This is a genomic window from Brachymonas moutaii (nom. illeg.) (assembly GCF_049977365.1).
Taxonomy (GTDB): Bacteria; Pseudomonadota; Gammaproteobacteria; order Burkholderiales; family Burkholderiaceae_C; genus Brachymonas.
Map to the genome: position 1 here is coordinate 111,304 of NZ_JBNGEN010000006.1, position 25,429 is coordinate 136,732.

Here is a 25,429-nt window from a genome sequence, read left to right on the forward strand (position 1 = left end):
GATGCCGGCCTGGTGCCACGCCGGTGCCATGACCAGCCCCTAGAATGGAATGGCCCTCATCCCCCTTTCTTCTTCGCGCATCGTGCGCGTTCCTGCGAGCTGTCTGCCATGTCTTCCGCCTCCCTCTATGCTCCCCGCCTGCCGGCCGACGATGCCCTGCGGCATGTCGTGCACAACGAGGTGCACACCCGTCCCACGGCTCTCATCGAGATGCCTGCGCGCGTGCTCTACATTGCCGTGCTCAACCGGGGGGTGGACAAGGCGCAGGAGCTGGCCCACCTGCAGGCGCTGCCCGGCCATGCCGGCCTGACGCTGCGCGACCTGGACACCAGCTTTGCGCGTTTCACCGTGGCCGACCCCGCCGATCCCGCCCGCACTGTGACGCTGCAGTGGGAGCGCCACACCGAGTTCACCCGCTATGCGGTGCTGGTGCCCCTGCCCGAGGCGTCGGAGGAGGACTGCATCCCCGCCCCCGCTCCGGCCGATGCTGCTCCGCTGCCACCGGACTGGATCGCGGGCATTCCCGGAGCCACCTTCGCCGCCATCGACCTCTGGATGTGGCACGACGAGCTGGTGCCCGAGCACAAGGCTGCCCGCATGACCGAGGCGCGCCGCTGGTTTGCCCGCATGCACGGCGACGACGGCCGCAAGGTGCGTCTCTTTGGCTCGCAGATGGGCAACGGGCACTCCTGGGGGCTGAGCGATTTCCGCATCGGGGCCGACGGCTTCGAGCGCCTGCTGGTGCTCGCTCCCTCGGACACCAGCGACGAGCGCGCCGGCCGCATTGCCCAGCGTCTGCTGGAGCTCGAAACCTACCGCCTCATGGCCCTGCGCAGTCTGCCCACGGCCAAGAAGCTGGCGTCCTTTCTGGCCCAGTCCGAGCAGGAGCTGGTGCAGATCACGGGGCTGATGGAAGAAGGGCGGCAGATCTCGGAGCAGGTGCTCATGGACCGCCTGACCGCTCTGGCCGGCGCCGTGGAACGTGCCACGGCCGAGCATGACTGGCGCTATTCGGCCAGCCGGGCGTACTTTGCGCTGGTGCATGCCCGCATGGACGAGTTGCGCGAGAAGCCCATCACCGGCACCCAGACCATGCGCGACTTCATCCAGCGCCGCACCTCGCCTGCCATGGCCACCGTGGCTGCCTCGGAGCGGCGGCTCGCCACCCTGGCCGAGCGCATCGGACGGGCCAGCGCGCTGCTGCGCACCCGCATCGACATTGCCGCCGAGCAGCAGAACCGCGAGCTGCTCGAACAGCTCACCAAGGGCCAGACCCTGCAGCTCAGCCTGCAGTCCACGGTGGAAGGGCTGTCCATTGCGGCCATCTCGTACTACATGGTGAGCCTGGTGCTCTATGCCGGCAAGGCAGCCAAGGATCTGGGCTGGCTGCCCGTGGCTCCCGAGCTGGTGGCGGGGCTGTCCATTCCGCTCATTCTGTTCGGGGTGTGGTGGATCACCCGCCGCATCCATGACCGGCTGCACCATGCGCTCGGCGAGCATTGAGCCGCCGCCTCGGCCCTTGCTCTGTCTCCTGTCGCTGCGGTCGTTTCTGCCGCTCTTGGGGCCTGTCCGGTGTGGCGGGGGCCGCAGGGACTGCAGGGGGAGCGGGCGGGAGGCGCGTGTCTGGTATCGCCCAGTGCTCCCGGGCGGGGCGCAGTATCGTTCCGTGATGTTTCGGGCGCTGCCGCAGCTCTCAGGGGCGGCAGCATGAATGCACCTTCCGCACCGTCGGGCGTGGGTGCTGCCCCAGGTTTGCAGCCGTCCGTGCGACCGGAGCAGGCGTCCGCGTCGGAGCCTGCATCGTCCCGTCTCCCTTCCTGTTCCATGCCGCCCATGTCCTCTCTGCCGTCTTCTTCCTCATCTTCCGCTTCTTCCCTGGCTGCGGCCGCGTGCAGCGACATGGGCGCAGGCCCAGATGCCGCTGCCGGGCTGCCCGCGCCTGACGGCCGGGGCGCTGCCCCTGCGGCGGCGGGGCATGCGAGCCAGTTTGCCCTGCTGCGCGAGCGGCGCTTTGCGCCCTTCTTTCTCACGCAGTTCCTGGGGGCGGCCAATGACAATCTCTTCAAGTTCGCCCTCACGGTGCTCGTCACCTACGAGCTGCAGCTGGCATGGCTGCCGCCCGCCACGGCCGGGCTGGTGATCGGGGCGCTGTTCATCCTGCCGTTTCTGCTGTTTTCGGCCACCAGTGGCCAGCTCACCGACCGCTACGCCAAGGACCGCATGATCCGCGCCGTCAAGACGCTGGAGGTCGGCATCATGGGGCTGGCGGCGGTGGGCTTCGTCACCGCCAACGTGCCGGTGCTGCTGGCCTGCGTGTGCCTCATGGGCGTGCACTCGACCCTGTTCGGGCCGGTCAAGTACGCGCTGCTGCCCCAGGTACTGCAGGAGCGCGAGCTCACGGGGGGCAACGGGCTGGTGGAGACCGGCACCTTTGTCGCCATCCTGCTCGGCAACATGGCAGGGGGACTGCTGGTGGCCGTGCCCGGCGTGGGGCCGAGCCTGGTGGCGGGCGTCTGCTTGACGCTGGCCGTGGCCGGGTGGCTGGCCGCCCGTGCCGTGCCGCCCGCGCCGTCGGCCCAGCCCGACCTGCGCATCAACCCCAACCCACTGAGCGAGACCTGGCGCAATCTGGCCGTGGCACGCGCGCATCCGGCCGTGTTCCGCTCGCTGCTCGGCATCAGCTGGATGTGGTTTGTGGGCGCCGTGTTCCTGGCCCAGTTTCCGGCGCTCGCGCGCGAGGTGCTGCACGGCAACGAGCAGGTGGCATCGCTGCTGCTCATGACCTTCTCGGTCGGCATCGGGGCCGGATCGCTCCTGTGCGAGAAGCTCTCGCGCGGCCATGTCGAAATCGGCCTCGTACCGCTCGGTGCGCTGGGCATGACGCTGGCTATGCTCGACCTGTATCTGGCCCTGCAGCCTGTGCTCGGTGCTCCGGCGCCTGCCGCATCGCTCACCGTGCGCAGCTTCGTGGCCCAGCCCGGCCACCTGCGCATTCTGGCCGATCTGCTCGTGCTGGCCCTGTCTGCGGGCGTCTACAGCGTGCCCATGTATGCGCTGGTGCAGCTGCGCAGCCCCGCCACGCACCGCGCCCGCATCATCGCCACCAACAACATCCTCGGCGCCCTGTTTATGATCGCCAGCGCCCTGCTCGTGGGGGCCCTGCTGCACGCCGGCTGGAACTTTGCCCACGTCGTGCTGCTGCTCGCGCTGCTCAATGTGGCCGTGACGCTCTACGTGTTCGTGCTGGTGCCGGAATACTGGCTGCGCTTTGTGGCGTGGTTTCTCACCTTCTGCGTGTACCGCTTCCGCATTCGGGGCAGCGCGCACATTCCGTCCGAAGGGCCCGCCATCGTGGCCTGCAACCATGTGAGCTTTGCCGACGCCGTGCTGCTCATGAGCGCCAGCCCCCGGCCCATCCACTTCCTCATGGACCACCGCATCTTCCGCACGCCAGTGCTGGGCTTCATCTTCCGCATGGCGCGCGCCATTCCCATCTGCAGCCCGCGCGAGGACGAAGCCATCTACCACGCCGCCATGCAGCGCGCCGCCCAGGTCCTGGCCGAGGGCGACCTGCTCGGCATCTTCCCCGAAGGCCGCCTCACCCCCGACGGCCAGCTCGGCGAATTCAAGGGCGGCATCATGAAGATCCTCGCCCAGCACCCCTGCCCCGTGGTGCCCATGGCCCTGTCCAACCTGTGGGGCTCCTTCTTCAGCCGCATCGAAGGCGGCCGCGCCATGGTCCGCCCCTTCCGCCGAGGCCCATGGACCCGCGTCACCCTCACCATCGGCACCCCCATGCCCCCCGACACCGTTACACCCGCCACGCTGCGTGCGCGGGTGGCGGGGTTGATGGGGGAGGGAGAATGAATAGTTCGATGATTTCTTGCGAATTCTCGTTAAATAGAAATACGAATTTTGTGTAAACGTACTGTGCCGTTTTTACGGCGGGGTTGTGCTTGATTGATTAACTAGAGTGTGTTGTTAATGCTGAGATTTTCTTTTGCAGCAACCACTTCGCATGCTTTGTAAAAGTGAGATTCTTGGAATTTCTCATTGAAATCAATAGTTTGTTGGGCTTATAACGCGCCTTAACGGTTATTTTTATTTAAAGCGCAAGCAGCTGCCATCAATTCCCCTTAATTTTTTAATTTCACCAAAAGAAATTCTTCCCCCTGGGCTTGATGGCCAACGCTCACGAAGTTTTTTGGAAACATAAATTTCATTAACTCCGGAGCTTAATTTTGTTGCCTCCCATACACACTCTCCGAAAACTTTTGGCTGTCTATTTTCTGTGGAGCCAACAAGAGTAACAAGAGCGTTTCCTATGGACAAGCCAACCCCCAATTGAAGGGGGGGAAGATTATATCTTCTATCAATCTCTGAGTTAATTAAATTCCTTGTGTCGACAATGCAATTTCTAGCAGCTCGGCTAGCCGCCCTTATCGTATCAAAAGCGGAATTCTTATCCACTCTAAAAAGGGCCAATGCTCCATCGCCTAGGTATTCTGTAACAGCACCATTTTCGAATGCGACTGTCTCAGCAATTGCCGGAAGCAATGCTGATGTTTCGTAATAGAGTCGTTGCAATCCATCTTCCAAAAGAGATTCCTTGCATTTTGTCTTAAGACGACTAGAAGATTTTCTCATGTCTACCACCAAGGCAATAAATTGATCTGCCTTAGGAACCTCGTTCACATTGCTATACCCTGGAATTTTCGATGGCTGAGATTGATCTGCGGCAATGCACTCTAAAGTTATGCTCTTTTGCGTAAGATAATCTCCATGCATTTCCCAGGCTTTCTCTGATTTTTCAAGATTATCCTGTATGGATTTCAATACAATATACTTTTGATTTTCCGATAAACTCAATTTATTGGCCTCATTTTATAAAAAATTGAAACACTATATGAATCAATATAAAAGATATGGTTGCTGTAGTGAGATAAAGAGCCACATCCACCCATCTACACTTGGATTCTCTTATTATTGAAAGCTTCATCGCCTCGTAAAGTAGTTCGTCTTCCCATTGTGTTTCTGCTATTTTTTTCTTCAACTCGGTATGGGATTTTGGAGTTTGCAGTATTTTTTCCAAATAAAACACCCCGCTCGGAATATATCCATTTAGCATCATTCCTTTGAATGGATTTTTTCTAGGCAGTAAAACAAGCGCGCAAGCCAAAGTTGCAAGCAATGCAAAAATCCAAGAGCATTTTAGCCAGCAAGATACAGGTTGATTAATCGATGCGATCGCCCCAAAATTAGTAATGGCAGTACTTAGTGTTAATATTATCCCTAGGACCTCAGCTTTTGTGTCGTAAGCCCGTATCGTCTCCTGAGTATCTCCAATAATAATTTTCAAATATTCAATCGAAGTATTCAATTGCTGCTCCTGTAGTTTTATCTTGCATTAAGAAAACTGTATTTCAGCGTTGATGGAAAATGGTTGGTTAAATTTTTTATGAATAAGAGCGTGATTATTATTTTTCAATAATGTCCTTTCTGAGTGGTTGTAAAATTTATGAATCACCAACCACTTTTGGTGTGTCTTCTGCCAAATGTGATCCACGCAAACTATTTTATTGCAGAAGATGGCACGGACTATTGCATGTGCTGAAGTGGTTAAATGTTGCATCCCATGTGATGCATATCCTGATCGCAGCAGGCTTGCTTTCAAGGTGCGAGATGTGCTGCGAAGAGTGATCGAATTGATTCGACAGAGACCGTTGCATGAGTCGGAGCCATCCGCAAGCCAAGACCATGCCGCGCACGCGTGCTGACACAAAGGCATTGGCTTCGTCGTTGAGCGAATTGGCCGAGCGTTAACACATCACCAAGGGAACGGTGCGCAAATGGAAGTCGCGGGAGACGACCGAAGACCGGTCCCACCGGCCGCGTCATACACAGACCAAGGGCATCGGCCAGACGCGCTTCAAGTCTGCCGAAAAGCTGGGAACGGTAAATTGTTACTTGCAACCAGCAGGTCTCCCTGCGGGCGCTGAAACACCTGCCCCCGTTCAGGTACTCAAACAATGTGCAAGTACAACGGCCTGACCTATTCAGCAGGCTGAGTCTATGCGCTTGTGGGACCTGCCCCAAACACCACCCCCCACAGCGCCATCCCCGCCTGGGCTTCGGAGGGTGGGGTGTCGGCGGGGAGGTCGGGGGTTTCCTCGTTGAGGCGGGCGCGGTGCTGGAGGCGGCGGAGTTCGCGGTAGGCGGCGGCTGCGGCGTGGCCGATGCCGGGGGGAAGGATGCCGAGGTCGTCGGCGCGTTCGAGCAGGCGGATGTTGCCCCGGTTCTCGGTCATGGCGGGGTAGTGGCGGCTGTGCAGGAGCACGAGGTACTGGGTGGCGAATTCGATGTCGATCATGCCGCCGGGGCTGTGCTTGAGGTCGAAGCGGCCGGGGCGCACGGGGTGGGCGCGGCGCATGCGCTCGCGCATGGCGGTGATTTCTTGCGCCAGGGCGGCGGGGTCGCGCGGGGCGGTGAGCACGGCGCAGCGGATGCGCTCGAAGTGGGCGCGCAGGGCTTCGCTGCCGAAGGCGCAGCGGGCGCGGGTCATGGCCTGGTGCTCCCACACCCAGGCGGTGTTGCTGCCGCGCTGGAGCTGGTAGTCGTCGTAGGCGGCCAGGGTGGTGCAGAGCAGGCCGGAGTTGCCGTTGGGGCGCAGGGCGGTGTCGATTTCGTAGAGGTCGCCTTCGCCGGTCTTGACGGTGAGGCTGGTGATGAGCTTGCGCACGAGGCCGGCGTAGATTTCGCCGGCGCGTTCGCTGGGGTCCTGGTAGACGAAGACGACGTCGAGGTCGCTGCCGTAGCCGAGTTCGAGGCCGCCGAGCTTGCCGTAGGCGATGACGGCGAAGCGCCGGGAGATGTCTTCGTCGTCTGTGCCTTCCCAGCCGAGGTGGCGGGCGCGGGGGAGGTAGCGCCGCCAGCACCAGCGGGTGGCGATGTCGAGCACGGCGTCGGCGAGGCTGCTGAGGTCGTCGGCAACCTGTTCGACGGTGAGGCGGTTGTCGAGGTCGCGGGCGAGGGTGCGGAAGGTTTCGGCGTGCATGGCGCGGCGCAGCAGGTCGAGGAGTTCTTCCTCGTTGTCTTCGCCGGTAGATTGCAGGGAGGCCAGGCGCTGGCAGAGGTCCTGCCGGAAGGCGGCGTCGTCGAAGCGTCCGCCGAGCAGGGTTTCGCTGGTGAGTTCGTCGATGACGCCGGGGTGCTGGATGAGGTAGCGTGCCGGCCACCGTGCCACGCCCAGGAGGCGCAGGAGGCGCTCGTGCACGACGGGGCGTTCGAGCAGCAGGGCGAGGTAGCTTTCGCGGCGCAGGAGGGTTTCGATCCAGTCGATGAAGCGCAGCAGGCCTTCGGCGGTGACGCCCTGGTGCGGGCCGTCGGTGTGGAGCCATTCGACGCTGCGCTGCATCAGGCGCATGAGGCGGGCGCGGGTGTCGGGGCGCAGGGCCTGCACGCGGGGGTGGTCGCGCCACAGGCCGATGCGGCGGGCGAGTTCGGGCGGGTCGCCGGCGAGCAGCTCGATGAGGGCGCCGATGTCGTCGCAGGACTGGGCGATGTCGGCGGGGGGGCTGCCGTGCGTGGCGGGGTCGGTGGCGGGCTGTGCGGCGCCGCCCAGGAGGATGTCGAATTCGCGCTCGACGATGGCGCGGTGGTGGGCGAGTTCGGCCAGGAAGGCGGGCAGGTCGGGGCTGCCCATGGTGCGGGCGATCCAGGCGAGGTCGGCTTCTGCGGTGGGCAGGACGTGGGTCTGGGCGTCGTCCAGGTACTGGATGCGGTGCTCGACGCGGCGCAGGAAGATGTAGGCCTCGGTGAGCTGGCGGGCGATGTCGGGGGCCATGAGGCCGGCGGCGGCCACGCGCTGGAGTGCGCCCAGGGTGTTGCGGGTGCGCAGCTCGGGGAAGGTGCCGCCGCGCACGACCTGCAGGAGCTGGACGGTGAATTCGATTTCGCGGATGCCGCCACGGCCGAGCTTGACGTCGTTGGCGCGCTCGGGGCGGCCTGCGCTGCGGCGGTTGGCGTGGTCGCGGATCTGGCGGTGCAGCACGCGCAGGCTCTCGAAGACGCCGTAGTCGAGGTAGCGCCGGAAGACGAAGGGCAGCACGATGTCGCGCAGGCGGCGGGCCGAGCCGTTGACGATGCTCGCGCGCGGGGCGACGACGCGGCTTTTCATCCAGGCAAAGCGTTCCCATTCGCGGCCCTGCACGACGAAGTATTCCTCCAGCGCGTCGAGCGAGCAGACGATGGGGCCGGAGTTGCCGTTGGGGCGCAGGGCCAGGTCGACGCGGAAGACGAAGCCGTGCTCGGTGACGTCGCCGATGAGGGTATGGAGCAGGCGCGCGGCGCGGCTGAAGTATTCCTGGAACGTGGTGGCGCCGGCGCCGCTGGAGGTGCCGTCGGGCTGGGGGCGGCCGCCGGTGTCGCCGTCGCATTCGTAGAGGTAGATGAGGTCGATGTCGCTGGAGACGTTGAGCTCGCGCGCGCCGAGCTTGCCCATGCCGACGATCCAGAAGTTGCAGCGCTCGCCGTCGGGCTTGAGGGGGGCGCCGTGGCGGGCGTCGAGCTGGGCGAAGGCGTCGATGCAGGCGAGGTCGAGGGTGACTTCGGCGAGCCGGGAGACGGCGAGGGTGATGTCCTGCACGGGGGCGCCGCCGTCGCAGTCGAGCACGGCCAGGCGCTCCATGACGAGCTGGCGCAGCACGCGCAGGGCGGCGCCGGCGTCGAGGCCGCGTGCGCGCAGGGCGGCATAAGTGGCGCGCAGGGTGTCGCGGTCGGGCACGCCGGGCGGGAGCAGGGCCAGTGCGTCGCCGTAGCGGCGGTGGATGCGCTGCACGAAGCGCGAGTGCAGGGCCTCGTGCGCCACGAGCGGGGCCGGGGGCGCTGCAGGGGCGGGTGTGGCTGCGGCTGCCGATGCTCCGCCTGCGGTAACAGGGCGTTGCCGCTCGGTGAGGGCGGAAGCGGAAGGTGATAATGAGGCCGGGTTGCCGTGCGTGTGTGTCATCGCGGCGTGCTCTCCATCTGTCGTGTGTGCCATAGCCTCGTCGTCCATGCAGGAAGAAAAAACGTCCCACCCCCGCACGCCGCCCTGCCGGTGGTGTCCGCTGGTGCGGCGCGTGGCGCGCGGACTGTGCCTGCTGCTCGCCGTGGGCGTGATGCTCGTGGGGCTGGCGGCGGTGGTGCTGTACGGAATCATTTTGCCCCGGATTGACGATTTCCGGCCCGCGCTGGCCCAGCTCGCGAGCCGCACCATGGGCCGTGCCGTGACCATCGGCCGGCTGGAGGTGACGCGCTACGGCTGGGAGCCGCAGATCGAGATGCACGACGTGGCGCTGGCCGATGGGCACGGGCATCCGGGCCTGCAGATTCGCAGCGTGGAGGCGGTGGTGTCGCTGCCGGCGGCGCTGCGGCGCGGCTTCGAGCGGCTCACGGTGATCGCACCCCGGCTGGAGGCGCGGCGCAATGCCGACGGCAGCATCGAGATGGCGGGCAACCGGCTCGAAGAGGGGCGGCGCGGCGATTCGGGGCCCATTCTGGGGTGGCTGCTGTCGCAGCCGGAGCTCTCGATCCGCGATGGCAGCGTGCGCTGGACCGATGCGCGCAGGCAGGTGCCGCCGCTCGAACTCACGGCCGTGCAGGCCACGCTGCGCAATGGCCGCTTCACCCACCATGCCCTGACGCTCAGTGCCACGCCGCCGCAGGGCTGGGGGCAGCCGATCCGGCTTCTGAGCGAGTGGGACCACCCGCTTTTTCGTGACCGCACGCTGTGGCGCAACTGGGACGGTGCGGCCTATGCCGACATGCCGCAGCTCGATGTGTCGCAGCTGCGGCGCTATGTGGACCTGGGGGCAGGCTTCGACCTGCGCAAGGGACGCGGGAGCGTGCGGCTGTGGGGAGATTTTCGCCACCTGCGCAACAGCACGCTGACGGTGCAGCTGCACCTCGACGAGGTGGACGTGGTGCTGGGACGCCGGTTGCCGCCTCTGGCGCTGCGGCAGCTCGACAGCATGGCGAGCGTGCAGTACGACGAGCCCGATGCCCACACCCGCACGGTGCGCTTTGCCACGCAGCAGCTCGATTTCACCACCTACAGCAACCGCCGCTGGCCGGGGGGCAATGTGCAGCTGGAGGTGACCAACGGTACTGGCAGCACCGACAGCTCGGGGCGGCTGCAGGGGGCGAACTGGGATCTGGGCATCATCGGCGAGCTGGCCGGACGGCTGCCGCTGGGCGATGCGCTGCTGCGCGCCCTGTACCGCTACCGGCCCGGTGGCACCATGCAGGCGCTGGAGATGGGCTGGAGCGGCAACCTCAACCAGCCCACAACTTGGTATGCGCGCGGCAAGGCCACGCAGCTGCAGTGGTCGGCCCAGGCCGGGCCCTACAACCGCCAGCATGGCCGCCAGGACCCGGGAGTGCCGGGGGTGGAGGGTGCGGCGGTGGACTTCTACGCCGGGCAGGCGGGCGGACGCATGCATATCGCGCTGCATGACGGGGCCGTGGTGCTGCCGGGGGTGTTCGAGGAACCCCGGGTGCCCTTTGACCGCTTTCAAGCCGAGGTGCGCTGGACGGTGAAGCCAGGGGGCGCGATCGAGGCACGGATGCCGAGCGTGCGCTTTGCCAATGCCGATGCCAGTGGCGCGCTCGCGATCGGCTGGCACACCCGGCCGCTGGCACCGGGCGAGGCACCGGCGGCGCGCTTTCCGGGCTTCATCGATCTCTCCGCCACGCTGGACCGTGCCCGGGCGGACCGGGTGCACCGCTACCTGCCGCTGTCGCTGGGCGAGGTGGCCCGCACGTATGTGCGCGACGCCGTGCGCGATGGCGACATCCGCCATGCCACAGTGCGGGTCAAGGGCGATCTGGCACAGGTGCCGTTTGCCCACCAGCCGCCGGGGGCGGGCATCTTCCGCTTCGAGGTGCCGCTGCACGATGCGCACTACCAGTTCGTGCCGCCGAGCCTGCAGCATGCGGGCGATCTGCCGTGGCCGGCGCTCACGCATCTGGACGGGCGGCTCGTCATCGACCGGCTGCAGCTGCGTGTGGTCGATGCCACGGGGCGGTTCAGCACGGCGCCCGACATGCGGGTGCGCAATCTGGCCGCCGTCATCCCGGATCTGTCGCACGGGCTGACGGTAGGGGTGTCGGCCACCATGGAGGGGCCGCTCGCGCAGGCGCTGCATCTGGCGACGACCTCGCCACTCGGGGGCATGTCTCACCATGCACTTGACCATGCCACCGCCACCGGCCAGACCCGGGTGCAGCTGGCGCTGGGGCTGCCGATCCACGCCATGCGGCACGCGGTAGTGCGTGGCGAGGTGGCGCTGCAGGGCAACGATGTGCGCATCACGCCGGGGTCGCCGCTGCTGGCGGCCAGCCATGGCACGGTGGCCTTCACCGAGACGGGCTTTCTGCTGCGCGAGGTGCGGGCCCGCATGCTCGGGGGCGAGTCCCGCATCGAGGGCGGCATGGCCTCGACCTTTGCGCCCGGCGCCTCGCACGAGGTGCGGTTCACGGCCGAGGGGCAGCTGACGGCCGAGGGGCTGCACCAGGATCGCAGCATCGCGCTGGTGTCGGCGCTGGCGCCCCACATGCGCGGCACCAGCCGCTACCGGGCCACGCTGCACTTTGCACAGGGCATGCCGGAGCTGGTCATCGACAGCGACCTGCAGGGCATGGCGCTCGACCTGCCGGTGCCGCTGGCCAAGGCGGCCGGCGCGCGGCTGCCGCTGCATGTCGAGAATGTGCTGGCCCATGCGGGGGGCACGTCGTCCACCCCGCGGCAGGACCGTCTGGCCATTCGGCTGGGCGACGTGGCGGCGGTGCACTACTTGCGCGACATCGCGCACGGCACGCCCCGGGTGCTGCGCGGCACCATTGCGGTGGGCCGCGAGGCGGTGCAGGACCCGCCCCCCATGCCCGCTTCGGGCGTGCAGGCGCTGCTCAAGGTGGACACCATCGACGTGAGCCAGTGGCAGCGCACCATCGACACCATTGCCGCCCGCATGGGCGCACGCACGGATACGAATACGGACACGCAGGCCGGCAAGGCGGCGGACAAGCCGGCGGACGCAGCCGCAGGGACACGCGACGGCACCTCCTCTGCTGCCTCCGCCTCTGCTGCTTCCCCGGCCGGGGCCACGGCATCCGGCTCGGCAGACGGGCAGGGCGGCTCTGCGGCGGACTACCTGCCGACCATCGTCGGCATCGAGGCGCGCGCCCTCATGCTGGCCGACCGGCGCATCGACAACCTGGTGGCTGGCGGCACACGCGAAGGCCAGCTCTGGCGCATCACGCTCGATGCCCGCCAGCTCAGCGGCTACCTCGAATACCTGCAGCCCACGGGCGACAACGCGGGCAGCCTCAAGGCGCGGCTCGACCGGCTGGTCATCGAGCCGGCGACGGTGCAGGACGTGCGCCGCATCGTGCAGGACACCCGCGACCCCGAGCGCCTGCCCGCACTCGACATCGACGCGGCCCATGTGGACGTGCTCGGCTACCGCTTCGACCGCGTCACCCTGCTGGCCAGCAACCGTGCCAAGGCGCAGGAAGCCGGGGCCACGCTGACCGACGAGGGCAATGTGCCCGTCACGGCGGCATGGCGCATCCACGATCTGGTGGCCACCACGCCGCACGGCCGTCTGCAGGGCAGCGGCCTGTGGGGTACGCCGGGCGGTGCACGGGCGGCTGCTGCCCGCACGGCGCAGGACGGAGAGGAAGCCCAGCGCAAGCGCGTGGCGCTGCGCGTGCGCGTCGAGACCGATGATCTGGGCGCACTGCTCGCACACTTCGGCCTGCCCGATCTGGTGTCGGGCGGGGCGGGGGTGGTGGCGGGCACCGTGCGCTGGCGCGGCTCGCCCATTGCGGTGGACTGGAACACGGTGGGCGGCACCATGCGGCTCGACGTGCGGCACGGCAGCATCACGCGGGTCGACCCGGGTGCGGCCCGCTTCATCGGGCTGCTGAGCGTGAACGCGCTCGCCCGGCTGGGGCAGATGGGGAGCAAGGGCCTGGCCTTCGACCGGGTGGACGGCACCCTGCAGGCCCGGGGAGGCGAGGTGCACAGCGACGACCTGGAGGTCACCGGGCCGCTGGCGGATGTGCAGGCGGTGGGCGACTTCCAGCTCCCGACGCAGACCATGCACGTCGATCTCATGGCGCGGCCGCGCATCGACCTGGGCGGGGCCGCGCTGGTGGCCACGGCGCTCAATCCGGTGGTGGGGCTGGGCAGCTATGTGGCGCAGCTGGTGCTCAGCGAGCAGATCCGCTCGGCCACCACGCAAGTCATGCGCGTGACGGGGCCCTGGCAGTCGCCGCAGGTGCAGCATCTGGCCGGGGACGAGGCGCACGCCGTGGCGCTGCGCATTCTCTCGGGCCACGCGCATCCGCAGCCCGTGGACCGGCTGTGGAACTGGCAGCCCGTCACCCATCCGCAGACCGATGCAGCGGTGCGGAGCCGGAATCTGGCCGCCGGGGCGGCACTGCCGGCATCGGCTGCAGCCTCCGCCGCTGCGGCCTCTGCGGCGGCGACGGGCATGGTCGCTCCTGTGTCCGGGACGGCTGCCCCGGCCTCTGCCCGTGCAGCGGCTTCGGTGCCGGCGCCTGCAGCGTCAGGCACGTAATACACAGGGACACAGGGACACAGGGCGGCCCGGGCCAGAACGGGACCGTAGGGCGCCCCCGGCCCGTGGGGACCGAAGGTCAGCCCGCGTCGGGGCTGCCGCCGACCGTGCGGGTGGGTTCGCGCATGAGCACGAATTCCTCGGCGATGGTGGGGTGGACCGCAATGGTGCGGTCGAAGTCGGCCTTGGTTGCCCCGCAGGACAGGGCCACGGCCACGAGCTGGATGATGTCCGCTGCGCCCGTGCCCACCATATGGGCTCCGAGCACCCGGCCGCTGGGTGGATCGACCAGCAGCTTCATGTAGGCGCGCCCCGATCCGTGGATGAAGGCTTCCTTCATCGGGCGGAAGTCGGTTTCGTACACGTCAACCGGGCCGCGTGCGGCGGCCGCTTCCTCGGTGAGGCCCACCGTGCCCACGGCCGGCTGGGTGAACACCGCCATGGCCACGAGCGCATGGTCCACGTGCCGGGGCTGGGCGCCGAACTCGGTGTCGGCAAAGGCACGGCCCTCGGCAATGGCCACTGGCGTGAGGTTGACACGGTGCGTCACGTCGCCGATGGCCCAGACGTGGTCGCAGGCCGTGCGGCTCCAGGCATCGACGGCAATGGCGCCATGGGGGCTGAGGGGAATGCCCACCTGCTCCAGCCCCAGGTCCTGCACCTGCGGGCGGCGCCCGGTGGCGTTGAGCACGGCGGCTGCGGTGATGCGGGAGCCGTCGCCGCGCAGCAGGGTGCAGCCGCCGCTGGCGTCGGTGCCGGGGTCGAGGCGTTCGAGCGGCTGGCCCGTGTGCAGCGTCACGCCGTGCGCCTGCAGGGCAGTGGCCACGCGGGTGCGCAGATCGTGGTCGAAGCCGCGCAGCGGCAGCGCGTCGCGGCAGGCCACCTGCACGCGGGAGCCAAGCCGCGTCATGATGCTGGCGAATTCCATGGCGATGTAGCCGCCGCCCACGATGAGCAGGCTCTCCGGCACCTCGTGCAGGGCGAGCATGTCGTCGGAGGTGAGCGCCTGGTCGATGCCGGGCAGGGTGTCGCGGCGCGGGGTGCTGCCCGTGGCCACCAGAATGCGGGCTGCCGTGTGCGTGGTCGCCCCCACCTGCACGGTGTGCGGGGCCACGATGCGGGCGTGTCCCTCTTCCAGCGTGACGCCGGAGGTGTCGAGCAGGGTGCGGTAGATGTCTTCGAGGCGCGTGATCTCGCCGGACTTGGTGGCGGTCCACTGCGCCATGTCGAAGCGCGGCGTGCCCTCGAACTGCCAGCCGTAGCCGCGTGCGGCGGCAAAGGCGTCGGCAAATTCGGCGGCGTAGACCATCAGTTTCTTCGGTACGCAGCCGCGCATCACGCAGGTGCCGCCCACGCGGCCGCTTTCGGCAATCAGGACGCGGGCACCCAGTGCGCTCGCGCGGCGCGCGGCGGCAATGCCGCCCGAGCCCGCGCCGATGACGATCAGATCGTAGTCATGGTTCATGCAGGTCATTCTCCCCGTATCGGTTCCCGGTGCGCGCGGCCGAGGGCTCCGGAATCGGGGAGGCAGGGGCCGGCGGGGGCCGGATGCCTGCATTATCGGCGCCTGCACATGGCCCTGTGCAGGCCGCAGGCTCCAGAATCAGCTCCATGGTGATGCAGGTGCCGTGTGGCGCACTGGTGGCGTGCACCGTGCCGCCATGCATGCGCGCCACCGCCGCCACGATGCTCAGCCCGAGTCCGTGGTGGTGCCGCGCGTGCGAGCGGGCCGGGTCGTCGGCCCGGTAGAAGCGATCAAAAATGCGCGCGAGCCGGGCTGCGTCGATGCCCGGCCCCCGGTTGGCCACCGCCAGCGAGAGGTGGCCGGGCGCCGGGTGCCCCACTGCGATGCGGATGGTCGAGCCCCGGTCGGCGTAGCGGCAGGCATTGCCCAGCAGGTTGGAGAGCGCGCGCTGCAGCAGGGGAGCGTCCAGCGCGCCGCTGCCGTCGCCTTCGACTTCCACGGTGAGTCCGGCTTCGTCGAGGAGGGCGTCGTGGTAGTCCACCACCGAGGCGATGAGCGCACGCAGGCTCGGCACCGGGCTGCGCCGGGCCAGGGCGCCGTGGTCGACCTGGGCGAGAAACAGCATGTCGCGCACCATGCCCGCCATGCGCTGCAGCTCCTCCAGGTTCGAGCCGAACAGGTCGAGCAGAGCCGGGTCGTCGCGGTAGCGTCGCAGGGCCACCTCGTGGCTCGCGCGCAGGGTGGCCAGCGGGGTGTTGAGCTCGTGGGCCACGTCGGCGTTGAAGCCTTCGAGCTGGGTGTGGGCGCGCTCGATGCGGTCGAGCAGGGCGTTGAAGTCCGCCACCAGCGGGCGCAGCTCGCGCGGCTGGAGCGAGTCGTCGAGCCGCAGGCCCAGATCCGAGGTGCCGAGCTGGCGGATCTGGCGCGAGAGGTCTGCCACCGGCCGGATGCCGCGCCGGATCAGCAGCAGGCCGCCCAGGGCGAGCAGGCCCGCGCCCAGCAGCGAGCTCACGGCCAGCGTCCAGGCCAGGTGCTGCAGCAGCTGCCGGTCCGGCGTGGTGTCGAGCGACAGGCGGGCCTGCAGCCCACCGAAGGCCGGCACCTCCGGGGCGATGCGGAATGCGAGCGTGTCCGCCTCGGTGGCAGCCATCTCATGGGGGGTGTGGTAGCGCACCGTCCCGTCGGGGCCCAGAATGCGCAGCGACAGGTCGGCATGCCCGGAGAAGTGGTCGTCGAGCCGCATGCCCAGCGTGTGCGGGTCATGGCTGGCGGCGCGTTCGGTGAGCAGGTGCACCACCAGCCGGGACATGGCCTGCAGCGATTCCTGCCGGCGCTGCGCCAGATGCGAGGCCGTGAGCCCATACACCCCCAGCGACACCAGCACCAGCCCCACCAGCGTGAGCAGCCCCATGCCCAGCCACTGCCGGCGCTCCAGCGACCAGGCCGCCGGCGCAGCAGCCGGGAATGGGGCAGCGTCAGGCAGGGCGGCAGGGGCCGGGGGATGCGTGTCGGGGCCGGCGGTCATGGGCTGCGTTCTTCGAGCACATAGCCCATGCCGCGCACGGTGTGCAGCAAGGGCGTGGGAAAGGGCACATCCAGCTTGGTGCGCAGGCGGCGGATGGCCACCTCGACCACGTTGGTGTCGCTGTCGAAATGCATGTCCCACACCTGCTGGGCCAGCTCGGTGCGCGAGAGCACCTGCCCCGCCCGGCGCATGAACAGCACCAGCAGCACGAATTCCTTGGCCGTCAGCTCCAGCCGCCGGCCGGCCCGCATGGCACGGCGGCGCACCAGATCGACCTCCAGATCGGCCAGATGCAGCCGCATGGGCTCGGCCCCGGCAGGGGTGCCTACCTGGGAGCGGCGCACCAGCGCCTGCAGCCGCGCGACCAGCTCCGAGAGCGCAAAGGGCTTGACCAGATAGTCGTCGGCCCCTGCCTGCAGGCCGCTCACCCGGTCCTCCACGCGGCCGTGGGCCGTGAGCATGAGCACCGGCGTGCGCCGGCGCGAGCGCAGGGCCGCGAGCAGACTCATGCCGTCGATGCCGGGCAGCATGCGGTCGAGCACGATCACCTCATGGCTGCCCTCCAGCGCCAGGTGCAGGCCGTCCACGCCGTTGTGGGCCACGTCGACCACGCAGCCCTCGCTGGCCAGGCCGTCGCGGATGTAGGCGGCCAGTTTGATTTCGTCTTCGATCAGCAATACCTTCATGTGCGGTGCGGAACGCGCGTGGGGCGACGCCCGGCAGCAGAGTGTCGCCCAATTCGGCCCGGCATGCGGGCTTCCTTACCGATTTGTCATCCGGCTGTCGGCTTTCCGTGGGGGGCCGCTCGCCACAATGGGGCTGCCTTTTTTCTCCTGCCCGGGTTCGGGCCTGCCTGCGAGTTGCCCATGCCGTCCTCTCCGCTCCTTCTGCCTCCCGACTTCTCCCGCCGCCGTCTGCTTCTGGGCATGGCCGCAGGCGGGGGGCTGCTGGGGCTGGGCGCGGCCGGCATGGCGCACGCCGCCGCACCGGCCTCCATGCCGCGTGCCCGGTGCGGCACGCCTCCGGAGCTGCGCGGCACGGAGTTCGATCTGGTGGTGTCCGAGGCCGCCGTCGACTTCACCGGCACCCCGCGCGTGGCCACTGTCATCAACGGCTCGTTTCCCGGCCCCGTGCTGCGCTGGCGCGAGGGCGACACCGTGACGATCCGCGTCACCAACCGCCTGCGCGAGACCACCTCCATCCACTGGCACGGCATCCAGCTCCCCTACCAGATGGACGGCGTTCCCGGGGTGAGCTTTGCCGGCATCGCGCCGGGGCAGACCTTCACCTACCGCTTCCGCGTGCGCCAGCACGGCACCTACTGGTACCATTCGCACTCGGGCATGCAGGAGCTCACCGGCATGCACGGCGCCATCGTCATCGACCCCGCCGATCCGGCCGACGACATCCGGGCTGACTGCGACCACGTCGTCCAGCTCTCCGACTGGACCGACACCGATCCCATGCGCGTGCTCATGCGCCTGCGCCAGCAGGGCAGCTACTACAACGACCGCCAGCCCACTGCGGCACAGTTCGCCCGCGATGCGGCTCACTACGGGCTCGACAAGGCCGTGGCCATGCGCCGCATGTGGAACGCCATGCGCATGAGCCCCGCCGACCTGGCCGATGTCTCGGGCCCCGCGCTCACCTGCCTCATGAACGGGCTGCCCTCGGGCGGCAACTGGACCGGCCTGTTCCGCAAGGGGCAGACCGTGCGCTTGCGCTGCATCAACGCAGCCGCCCACACCTTCTACGACGTGCGCATCCCCGGCCTGTCCCTGCGCGTGGTGGCGGCCGACGGCGTGCGGGTGGACCCCGTCTCGGTGGACGAATTCCGCTTCGGCCCTGGTGAAACCTACGACGTGCTCGTCACTCCCCGCGACGACGCCTGCACCCTCTATGCCCAGACCATGGCACGCGCCGGCCATGTGCGCGGCACGCTGGCCGTGCGGCCCGGACTCGCGGCACCCGTGCCCGCCCCCGATCCCTTCGAGCCCCTGACCATGCGCGACATGATGGGCGACATGGCCCACGGCGATGCCCCCTCCGGCACGTCCCACGCCCACGGCAGCCAGCCCCCGGCCGGTGCTGGTGCCGCTTCCGGCATGGACATGTCCTCCATGTCCATGGACGGCAGCGGCGGCAGCATGAGCGGACACGCCCATGCCCACGCCCATGCGCCCGAAGCAGGGACAGGTACCTCCCGCAGCACGCCCCCTCAGGCCACCCTGGCCGTGCCCAGCCGCACCGTGCACCACGCCCGCAGCGAATACGGCCCGGGCACCGACATGCGGGTGGACATGCCGCGCACCAACCTCGACGACCCCGGCGTCGGCCTGCGCCACACCGGCCGCCGCGCCCTCACGCTCGCCGATCTTCACACCCTCGGCGGCCCGCTCGACCCGCGTGGCCCCGAGCGCGAGCTCGAATTTCACCTCACCGGCAACATGGAGCGCTACGCCTGGCAGTTCGACGGCCTCGAATTCGGCCAGAGCACGCCAGTGCACTTCGGCCTCGGCGAGCGCGTGCGCATCATCCTGCACAACGACACCATGATGACCCACCCCATGCACATGCACGGCCTGTGGCAGGAGCTCGAAACCCCCGACGGCCGCTTCCAGGCACGCAAGCACACCCTGCCCGTGCAGCCGGCCCAGCGCGTCAGCTACCTCATGACCGCCGATGCGGCCGGGCGCTGGGTGTGGCACTGCCACCTCATGTTCCACATGGAAATGGGCATGTTCCGCGAAGTCGTCATCCACTGAGCCGAAACCAGCCCACCCGGCCTTCACGGCCTCGCCCGGCCTCTTGCCACGCGCATCCCGCGCGCCGTGCCGCCTCCCAAAGGAAGAACCCCCATGTCCGCGCAGTCCATTCCCTCCTGCCCCCGCCCGCTGGCCGGCACCGCTCTCGCCATGCTGTTCTGCACCCTGGTCGCCTGGAGTCCCACGGCACAGGCCCAGACCTTGCCCGCCAGCCTCTCCACCGAGCACACCGAGCACACCGAGCACACCGAGCACACCGAGCACACCGAGCCGTCCTCGGCTGCTACCTCCTCATGGCAGCCTGTGGCATCGTCCCATGCTCCTCTGACACACCACGGGCATGACCACGCAGCGGTGCAGAGCGCGGCACAGGGGCATGCGCATGCCTCTGAGCCTGTGCAGCCTCAGGCTCCCCTGCTGCCCTCCATGGCGGCTGCGCCATCCGCACCCGCTCCCTCCGCTGCACCCGTCCACTCCCACGGCGCCTCCATGGACGCCCAGAGTGGCGCCGCACCCGCCGATGCGCGCGACCCCCATGCCTACGCGGACGGCTATCGGCGCGGCATCGGTCCCTACGCCCTGCCGGGAGTTCCGCCCCTGCACCTCGACGACACCCACCCCTTCGGCACATGGATGATCGACCGCCTCGAACGCGGCCACAGCCCTGCCGGCACCTTCGGCGCCTACGACATGCAGCTCAGCTACGGCACCGCCTACGACCGCGCCCTCCTCAAGGCCGAAGGCGAAATCGCCCACAGCCGCCTGCACGAATCCCGCACCGAAGCCCTCTGGAGCCACGCCATCGCCCCCTTCTGGGATCTGCAGACCGGCCTGCGCGCCGACACCTTCTCGGGCGGCACCAGCCGCGCCTGGCTGGCCCTGGGCGTGCAGGGCGTCACGCCCTACTGGGTCGAAGTCGACGCCACCGCCTACTTCGGCGATGCCGGCCGCACCGCCCTGCGCCTGTCGGCCGACTACGACCTGCGCCTCACCCAGCGCCTCGTCCTCCAGCCCCGGGTCGAAGTGGCCCTCTACGGCCGCGACGACCCTGCCAACGGCATCGGCAGTGGTCTGTCCTCCACCACCGCCGGCCTGCGCCTGCGCTACGCATTCGGCCGCCAGTGGGCCCCCTACATCGGCGTCGAGCGCCGCCTCCTCTCCGGCCGCACAGCCGACATGGCCCGCACCGCCGGAGAACCCACCGGCGACACCCGCTGGCTCATCGGCCTGCGTCTGTGGTTCTGATCCTGCGTTTCCATCGCCGTCACCTGCATGGCGACTCTTTTCCCGGCACCCAGCAGTGGAGCTGCGTCCCGGCAACCCACCCCCAGCTCACCCCCGCCATCCCCACAGGCACCGTCACCGTGATGTCCTGAAGGCACACTCGCCCGGCTGCCCCCTCGGCAGCCCGGCCAGACGCCGCTTCCTCCGGCCGCCATCCGCATGACAAAATCGACCGGATGCGCGGCCCTGTGCCGCACGAGGTTCCGGAGGAAAAACACCCATGAATGACATCATCTGCCCCCACTGCCACAAAGCCTTCAAGATCGACGAGGCCGGGTACGCCGATATCCTGCGGCAGGTGCGTGACGATGCGTTCGAGCAGCAGCTGCACGAAAGGCTGGAGCTGGCCGAAAAGGACAAGCAAAGTGCGGTCGATCTCATCAGGGCTCAATTCGCCGCCGAGCTGCAACAAGCGGCCGCAGCCAAAGATGCCGCCATCCAGACCCTGCAGGCCAAGGTGGCCTCCGCCGGCCAGGAGCAGCAGCTGGCAGTGGCCCGGGCACTGGGCAGTGCCGAGAAAGAACGCGACGCGCTCGCCCACCAGTTGGCGCAGGTCCAGCGCGACCACGAAGCCGCAGCCGCACTGGCGCAGGCCCAGCGCATGGCCGAGCTGCAGCAGGCCGCAGCCGCCAGCGCGGCCAGAATCCAGGCCCTGCAGGCCCAGCTGGACGCCGCTACCAGAGACCAGCAACTGGCCGTCACCCAGGCCTTGGGCACGGTGGAAAAGCAGCGGGACGAGTTCAAAAGCCGCTTTGAGCAGGCCCAGCTCGAAAAGCGCTTGGCCGAGCAGTCCCTCAAAGAGAAATACGAGCTCCAGATCAAAGAGCGCGAAGACGCCATCGAACGCCTCAAGGACCTCAAGGCCAAGCTCTCCACCAAAATGGTCGGCGAAACCCTGGAGCAGCACTGCGAAACCGAGTTCAACCGCCTCCGCGCCACCGCCTTCCCGTGTGCCTACTTCGAAAAGGACAACGACGCCAGCAGCGGCAGCAAGGGTGACTACATCTTCAGGGACGCGGATCCGGCGGGCACCGAAATCGTCTCGATCATGTTCGAGATGAAAAACGAAAGCGACACCACCGTGACCCGGAAGAAGAACGAAGACTTCTTCAAGGAGCTCGACAAGGACCGCACCGAAAAAGGCTGTGAATACGCCGTGCTGGTCTCGCTGCTGGAACCCGAGAGCGAGCTCTACAACACCGGCATCATCGACGTGTCGCACCGCTACCCCAAGATGTACGTGGTGCGTCCGCAGTTCTTCATCCCCATCATCACCCTGCTGCGCAACGCCGGGCTGAACTCGCTCAAGTACAAGACCGAGCTGGCCCTGGTGAAGTCCCAGAACATCGACATCACGAACTTCGAGAACCAGCTGGAGAGCTTCAAGAGCGCATTCGGCAAGAACTACGACCTGGCGTCACGGCGCTTCCAGACCGCCATCGATGAAATCGACAAATCCATCGACCACCTGCAAAAGACCAAAGAAGCCCTGCAGGGCGCCGACCGCAACCTGCGTCTGGCCAACGACAAGGCACAGGACGTCACCATCAAGAAACTCACGCGAGGCAACCCCACCATGGCCGCCAAGTTTGCCGAGCTCAAGCAGGTCGCCAGGGATGCGGAATAACGGAACAGCACCATGGAAAAAATGAAAATGCACTCCCCCAACCTCACGCAGGACCACATCGCCCGCATGCGCGATCTGTTCCCGGGCTGCGTCACCGAGGCCCGGGGGCCAGATGGCCATGTGAAACTGGCAGTGGACTTTGACCAGCTGCGGCAAGAGCTGGCGGAGTCGATCGTCGAAGGCCCCCAGGAGCGTTACCAGCTGAACTGGCCCGGCAAGCGCGAGGCGCTGCTCACGGCCAATGCGCCCATAGCCAAGACGCTGCGCCCCTGCCGCGAAGAAAGCGTGGATTTCGATACGACGAAAAACCTGTTCATTGAGGGCGATAACCTGGATGCGCTGAAGCTGTTGCAGGAAACGTATCTCGGGAAGGTCAAGCTGATCTACATTGACCCGCCATACAACACAGGGAAGGACTTCATCTACAAGGACGACTTCAGCAGCGACGTTGGTGACTACCTGCAGCAGTCTAGTCAGACTGATTCAGAGGGCGGTCGATTGGTCGCCAATACCGAGGCAAACGGTCGCTTTCACTCTGATTGGCTGAGCATGATCTACCCGCGACTTAAGCTCGCACGCAATCTGCTGCGGGAAGACGGAGCGATCCTGATCTCAATCGACGACAACGAGGCCGACAACCTTCGCAAGGTTTGCGACGAAGTCTTTGGCGAAGAGAACTGCGTGGGTCAGATTGTCTGGCAGCGGTCCAAGAAGGGCGATTCGAAGCTGATCGCCAAGGTCCACGAGTACATCCTCTGCTACGTCCGTGACAAGGACTCGGTACTCGCCAATGGCGTTTGGCGCCGTCCGAAGGAAGGTGCCGATCAAGTGCTCGCGAAATATGCAGAGCTGCGAGCCAGCCTAGGGACAAATCACGAGGCCATTCGCGTGGAAATGCAAGCTTGGTACAAGCAACTTCCAAGCGATGATCCTCGCAAGGCCCACAAGCATTACAACTGGTCTGATGACCGCGGGTTGTACTTCGCGGATAACTTTGCAGGTCCGGATGACGGCCGTGAGTCTCGGCCACGCCACGACATCCTGCACCCAGTCACAGGAAAGTCGTGCAAGAAGCCGTCAACAGGTTGGCGGTGGGACGGGGAAAAGACCAAATGGGCTCTTGCGCAGACCCCGCCACGCATTCACTTTGGGCCTGACGAGACGACGATCCCGACGCGGAAGAGTTACCTGTTTGAAATCGACAGCGAGCCGTACTCGTCCGTGTTCTACCGAGACGGCCGTTCTGCAACGCTGGAAGTTGAAGAACTCGTCGGCAAAGGCTGGTTTCCTTTCCCGAAGAATACCGATGTCCTGACCGAGTTGATCGAGCTGATTACCAAGCCCGATGACATCATTCTTGACTTCTTTGCCGGTTCAGGCAGCACAGGGCATGCGGTCATGAAAGTGAACCAGGCGCACGGGTCCAAACGGCGATTCATCCTGGTACAGATTCCCGAGGAAACAGGGCGTACAGGCTACGCGACGATTGCCGACATCACAAAAAAGCGTCTGCGAGAGGCTGGCAAGAAGATCACCTCTGGCGGTGCTATCGGTGCCGGGGACATCGGCTTTCGGGCGTTGAAGATTGATACATCGAACATGGCCGACATCTTTTATTCACCCGATGCGTTGGAGAAGCCCAACCTCGACATGTTCGTCGACAACATCAAACCCGACCGCACGCCCGAAGACCTGCTGTTCCAGGTGATGCTCGACTGGGGCGTGGACCTTGCGCTGCCCATCGCCAGACAGACCCTGCAGGGCAAGGAGGTGTTTCTGGTGGACGGCAATGCACTGGTCGCCTGCTTCGATGCGCACGGCGGGGTGGATGAGGACTTCGTGAAAGAGCTGGCCAAGGTGCAGCCGCTGCGCGTGGTGTTCCGCGACGCGGGCTTCAAGGACAGTGCGGTCAAGATCAACGTGGAGCAAATCTTCAGGCTGCTGTCGCCAGCCACCGAAGTCAAGTGCATCTGAGGAGCCGGGCATGCAACCTTACGTACCAGACACCTTGCCTTTGACGGCGTTGGACTATCAACGGCTATTGCCCCTGGTGGGGCAGGCCAATGCCGCGCTGGCGCGTTACGATGGCCTGTTGCAGGGCATCCCCAACCCAGCGGTGATGCTCTCGCCTTTGACCACGCAGGAGGCTGTGCTCTCCAGCAAGATCGAGGGCACGCAGGCCACGGTAGACGAGGTGCTGGAGCAAGAGGCCGGCATGTTGAAAGAGGGCGAGAAGTTTCAGGATATTCAGGAAATTTCCAACTACCGTCAGGCGCTGTACGTCGCCCGTGACCATTTGCAGGAGTATCCCATCCGGTTGAGTTTTGTGCGCGAGTTGCACCGGATTCTGATGAACAGCGTGCGCGGCCAGGATAAGACGCCCGGCGAGTTTCGGCGGGATCAGAACTGGATTGGCAAGTACGGCTGCGCCATGGAGCAAGCCACGTTTGTGCCACCCAATCCGATCCAGCTGCCTGACCACTTGCAGGCTTGGGAGCGCTACGTGGATGGTGCGGATGTGGATTTTTTGTTGCAGACAGCTGTGGTGCATGCGCAGTTTGAACTGCTGCATCCATTCAAGGACGGCAACGGACGGATTGGACGCATTCTGATTCCCCTGTTTCTGTATCAGAAGAAGGCCTTGTCGCAACCCATGTTCTATCTGTCGGAGTATCTGGAGAACCATCGGGAAGACTACTACGAGAGACTCAAGGCCATCTCGGTCGATGGCGACTGGAACGACTGGATCGCCTTCTTTTTGCAGGCGATCGTGACGCAGGCCGGGCAGAACAGTGCCCGTGTGACCGCCATTCAAGCGTTGTATGAAGATATGAAGCTGGCTATTCAGGCGGCTACGCACTCGCAATACACCGTGCATGTGCTGGACGCCATTTTCAGCAAGCCGATCTTCCGTTCGTCCGACCTGACAGCTCAACTGCATCGGGACTTCGGTATCCACGAAAAGACAACGCCCGGCCTCTTGCGGCAGATGAAGGACGCCGGGATCTTGCGGGAGCTGGAGGCGGGCAGCGGTCGACGACCCGCGACTCTGTGCTTCCCCCGCCTGGTCAACCTGGCCGAGGGGCGTGATGTCTTCTGAGCATCTTGTGGAGCCTGGGTGAGTGACAACGGGATTTGTGG

Annotated in this window: 14 protein-coding genes; 8 read left to right on the forward strand and 6 right to left on the reverse strand. The window is 66.3% G+C overall.

Going from position 1 to position 25,429, the window contains the following annotated elements; all coding sequences use genetic code 11:
• Window positions 1-108: 108 nt before the first annotated feature.
• Together ACP2WS_RS08350 and ACP2WS_RS08355 are read left to right on the forward strand one after the other, a co-directional pair.
• The gene (locus tag ACP2WS_RS08350) at window positions 109-1,503 is read left to right on the forward strand and encodes a DUF3422 family protein (protein ID WP_426460372.1); all 1,395 of its coding nucleotides are present in this window, start codon (window positions 109-111) and stop codon (window positions 1,501-1,503) included.
• Window positions 1,504-1,899: 396 nt separating this feature from the next.
• Window positions 1,900-3,867 (forward strand): MFS transporter, encoded by a 1,968-nt coding sequence (locus ACP2WS_RS08355; protein WP_426460415.1) that lies wholly within the window; start codon window positions 1,900-1,902, stop codon window positions 3,865-3,867.
• A gap of 234 nt (window positions 3,868-4,101) precedes the next feature.
• On the opposite strand, the gene ACP2WS_RS08360 is transcribed toward ACP2WS_RS08355, so the two are convergent.
• The 3 genes from ACP2WS_RS08360 to glnE form a co-directional block, all read right to left on the reverse strand.
• Complete coding sequence (locus ACP2WS_RS08360; protein WP_426460373.1) at window positions 4,102-4,869, reverse strand: hypothetical protein; 768 nt, start codon at window positions 4,867-4,869, stop codon at window positions 4,102-4,104.
• A gap of 10 nt (window positions 4,870-4,879) precedes the next feature.
• Window positions 4,880-5,380 carry a Pycsar system effector family protein gene (locus tag ACP2WS_RS08365; protein WP_426460374.1) on the reverse strand — a complete coding sequence of 167 codons (501 nt, stop codon included), beginning with the start codon at window positions 5,378-5,380 and terminating at the stop codon, window positions 4,880-4,882.
• A 690-nt stretch (window positions 5,381-6,070) separates the two neighbouring features.
• Entirely contained in the window at window positions 6,071-9,004 is a 2,934-nt protein-coding gene (gene glnE, locus ACP2WS_RS08370) for a bifunctional [glutamate--ammonia ligase]-adenylyl-L-tyrosine phosphorylase/[glutamate--ammonia-ligase] adenylyltransferase (protein WP_426460375.1), read from the reverse strand.
• 46 nt (window positions 9,005-9,050) lie between these two features.
• Between glnE and ACP2WS_RS08375 the strand changes: the two genes are divergently transcribed.
• Window positions 9,051-13,622 carry a YhdP family phospholipid transporter gene (locus ACP2WS_RS08375; RefSeq protein WP_426460376.1) on the forward strand — a complete coding sequence of 1,524 codons (4,572 nt, stop codon included), beginning with the start codon at window positions 9,051-9,053 and terminating at the stop codon, window positions 13,620-13,622.
• A 79-nt stretch (window positions 13,623-13,701) separates the two neighbouring features.
• Here ACP2WS_RS08375 and gorA read toward each other — a convergent pair whose 3' ends face one another.
• The 3 genes from gorA to ACP2WS_RS08390 are packed head-to-tail and all read right to left on the reverse strand — an operon-like array spanning window position 13,702 to window position 17,298.
• Entirely contained in the window at window positions 13,702-15,087 is a 1,386-nt protein-coding gene (gene gorA, locus ACP2WS_RS08380; RefSeq protein ID WP_426460377.1) for a glutathione-disulfide reductase, read from the reverse strand.
• On the reverse strand, window positions 15,077-16,612 hold the full coding sequence (locus ACP2WS_RS08385) for a heavy metal sensor histidine kinase (protein WP_426460378.1): 1,536 nt from the start codon (window positions 16,610-16,612) through the stop codon (window positions 15,077-15,079). Before ACP2WS_RS08385 ends, gorA begins: the two co-directional genes overlap by 11 nt.
• Window positions 16,609-17,298, reverse strand: coding sequence for a heavy metal response regulator transcription factor (locus ACP2WS_RS08390; RefSeq protein WP_426460379.1), 690 nt, complete (start codon window positions 17,296-17,298; stop codon window positions 16,609-16,611). Before ACP2WS_RS08390 ends, ACP2WS_RS08385 begins: the two co-directional genes overlap by 4 nt.
• A 180-nt stretch (window positions 17,299-17,478) precedes the next feature.
• On the opposite strand from ACP2WS_RS08390, the gene ACP2WS_RS08395 reads away from it, so the two are divergent.
• The 5 genes from ACP2WS_RS08395 (at window position 17,479) to ACP2WS_RS08415 (ending at window position 25,388) form a co-directional block, all read left to right on the forward strand.
• Window positions 17,479-19,377, forward strand: a complete 1,899-nt coding sequence (locus ACP2WS_RS08395; protein WP_426460381.1) for a copper resistance system multicopper oxidase — start codon at window positions 17,479-17,481, stop codon at window positions 19,375-19,377.
• 93 nt (window positions 19,378-19,470) lie between these two features.
• The gene (locus ACP2WS_RS08400) at window positions 19,471-20,622 is read left to right on the forward strand and encodes a copper resistance protein B (RefSeq protein WP_426460382.1); all 1,152 of its coding nucleotides are present in this window, start codon (window positions 19,471-19,473) and stop codon (window positions 20,620-20,622) included.
• Between the two features lie 259 nt (window positions 20,623-20,881).
• Window positions 20,882-22,288 carry a DUF2130 domain-containing protein gene (locus tag ACP2WS_RS08405; protein WP_426460383.1) on the forward strand — a complete coding sequence of 469 codons (1,407 nt, stop codon included), beginning with the start codon at window positions 20,882-20,884 and terminating at the stop codon, window positions 22,286-22,288.
• 12 nt (window positions 22,289-22,300) lie between these two features.
• Complete coding sequence (locus ACP2WS_RS08410; RefSeq protein ID WP_426460384.1) at window positions 22,301-24,262, forward strand: site-specific DNA-methyltransferase; 1,962 nt, start codon at window positions 22,301-22,303, stop codon at window positions 24,260-24,262.
• Between the two features lie 10 nt (window positions 24,263-24,272).
• Window positions 24,273-25,388, forward strand: coding sequence for a Fic family protein (locus ACP2WS_RS08415; protein WP_374493921.1), 1,116 nt, complete (start codon window positions 24,273-24,275; stop codon window positions 25,386-25,388).
• The last annotated feature ends 41 nt before the right edge of the window (window positions 25,389-25,429 follow it).

Coding starts and splice junctions, on each gene's coding strand:
- ACP2WS_RS08350 (WP_426460372.1), top strand. CDS start 109: ATGTCTTCCGCCTCCCTCTATGCTCCCCGCCTGCCGGCCGACGATGCC.
- ACP2WS_RS08355 (WP_426460415.1), top strand. CDS start 1,900: ATGGGCGCAGGCCCAGATGCCGCTGCCGGGCTGCCCGCGCCTGACGGC.
- glnE (WP_426460375.1), bottom strand. CDS start 9,004: ATGACACACACGCACGGCAACCCGGCCTCATTATCACCTTCCGCTTCC.
- ACP2WS_RS08375 (WP_426460376.1), top strand. CDS start 9,051: ATGCAGGAAGAAAAAACGTCCCACCCCCGCACGCCGCCCTGCCGGTGG.
- gorA (WP_426460377.1), bottom strand. CDS start 15,087: ATGAACCATGACTACGATCTGATCGTCATCGGCGCGGGCTCGGGCGGC.
- ACP2WS_RS08385 (WP_426460378.1), bottom strand. CDS start 16,612: ATGACCGCCGGCCCCGACACGCATCCCCCGGCCCCTGCCGCCCTGCCT.
- ACP2WS_RS08390 (WP_426460379.1), bottom strand. CDS start 17,298: ATGAAGGTATTGCTGATCGAAGACGAAATCAAACTGGCCGCCTACATC.
- ACP2WS_RS08395 (WP_426460381.1), top strand. CDS start 17,479: ATGCCGTCCTCTCCGCTCCTTCTGCCTCCCGACTTCTCCCGCCGCCGT.
- ACP2WS_RS08400 (WP_426460382.1), top strand. CDS start 19,471: ATGTCCGCGCAGTCCATTCCCTCCTGCCCCCGCCCGCTGGCCGGCACC.
- ACP2WS_RS08405 (WP_426460383.1), top strand. CDS start 20,882: ATGAATGACATCATCTGCCCCCACTGCCACAAAGCCTTCAAGATCGAC.
- ACP2WS_RS08410 (WP_426460384.1), top strand. CDS start 22,301: ATGGAAAAAATGAAAATGCACTCCCCCAACCTCACGCAGGACCACATC.
- ACP2WS_RS08415 (WP_374493921.1), top strand. CDS start 24,273: ATGCAACCTTACGTACCAGACACCTTGCCTTTGACGGCGTTGGACTAT.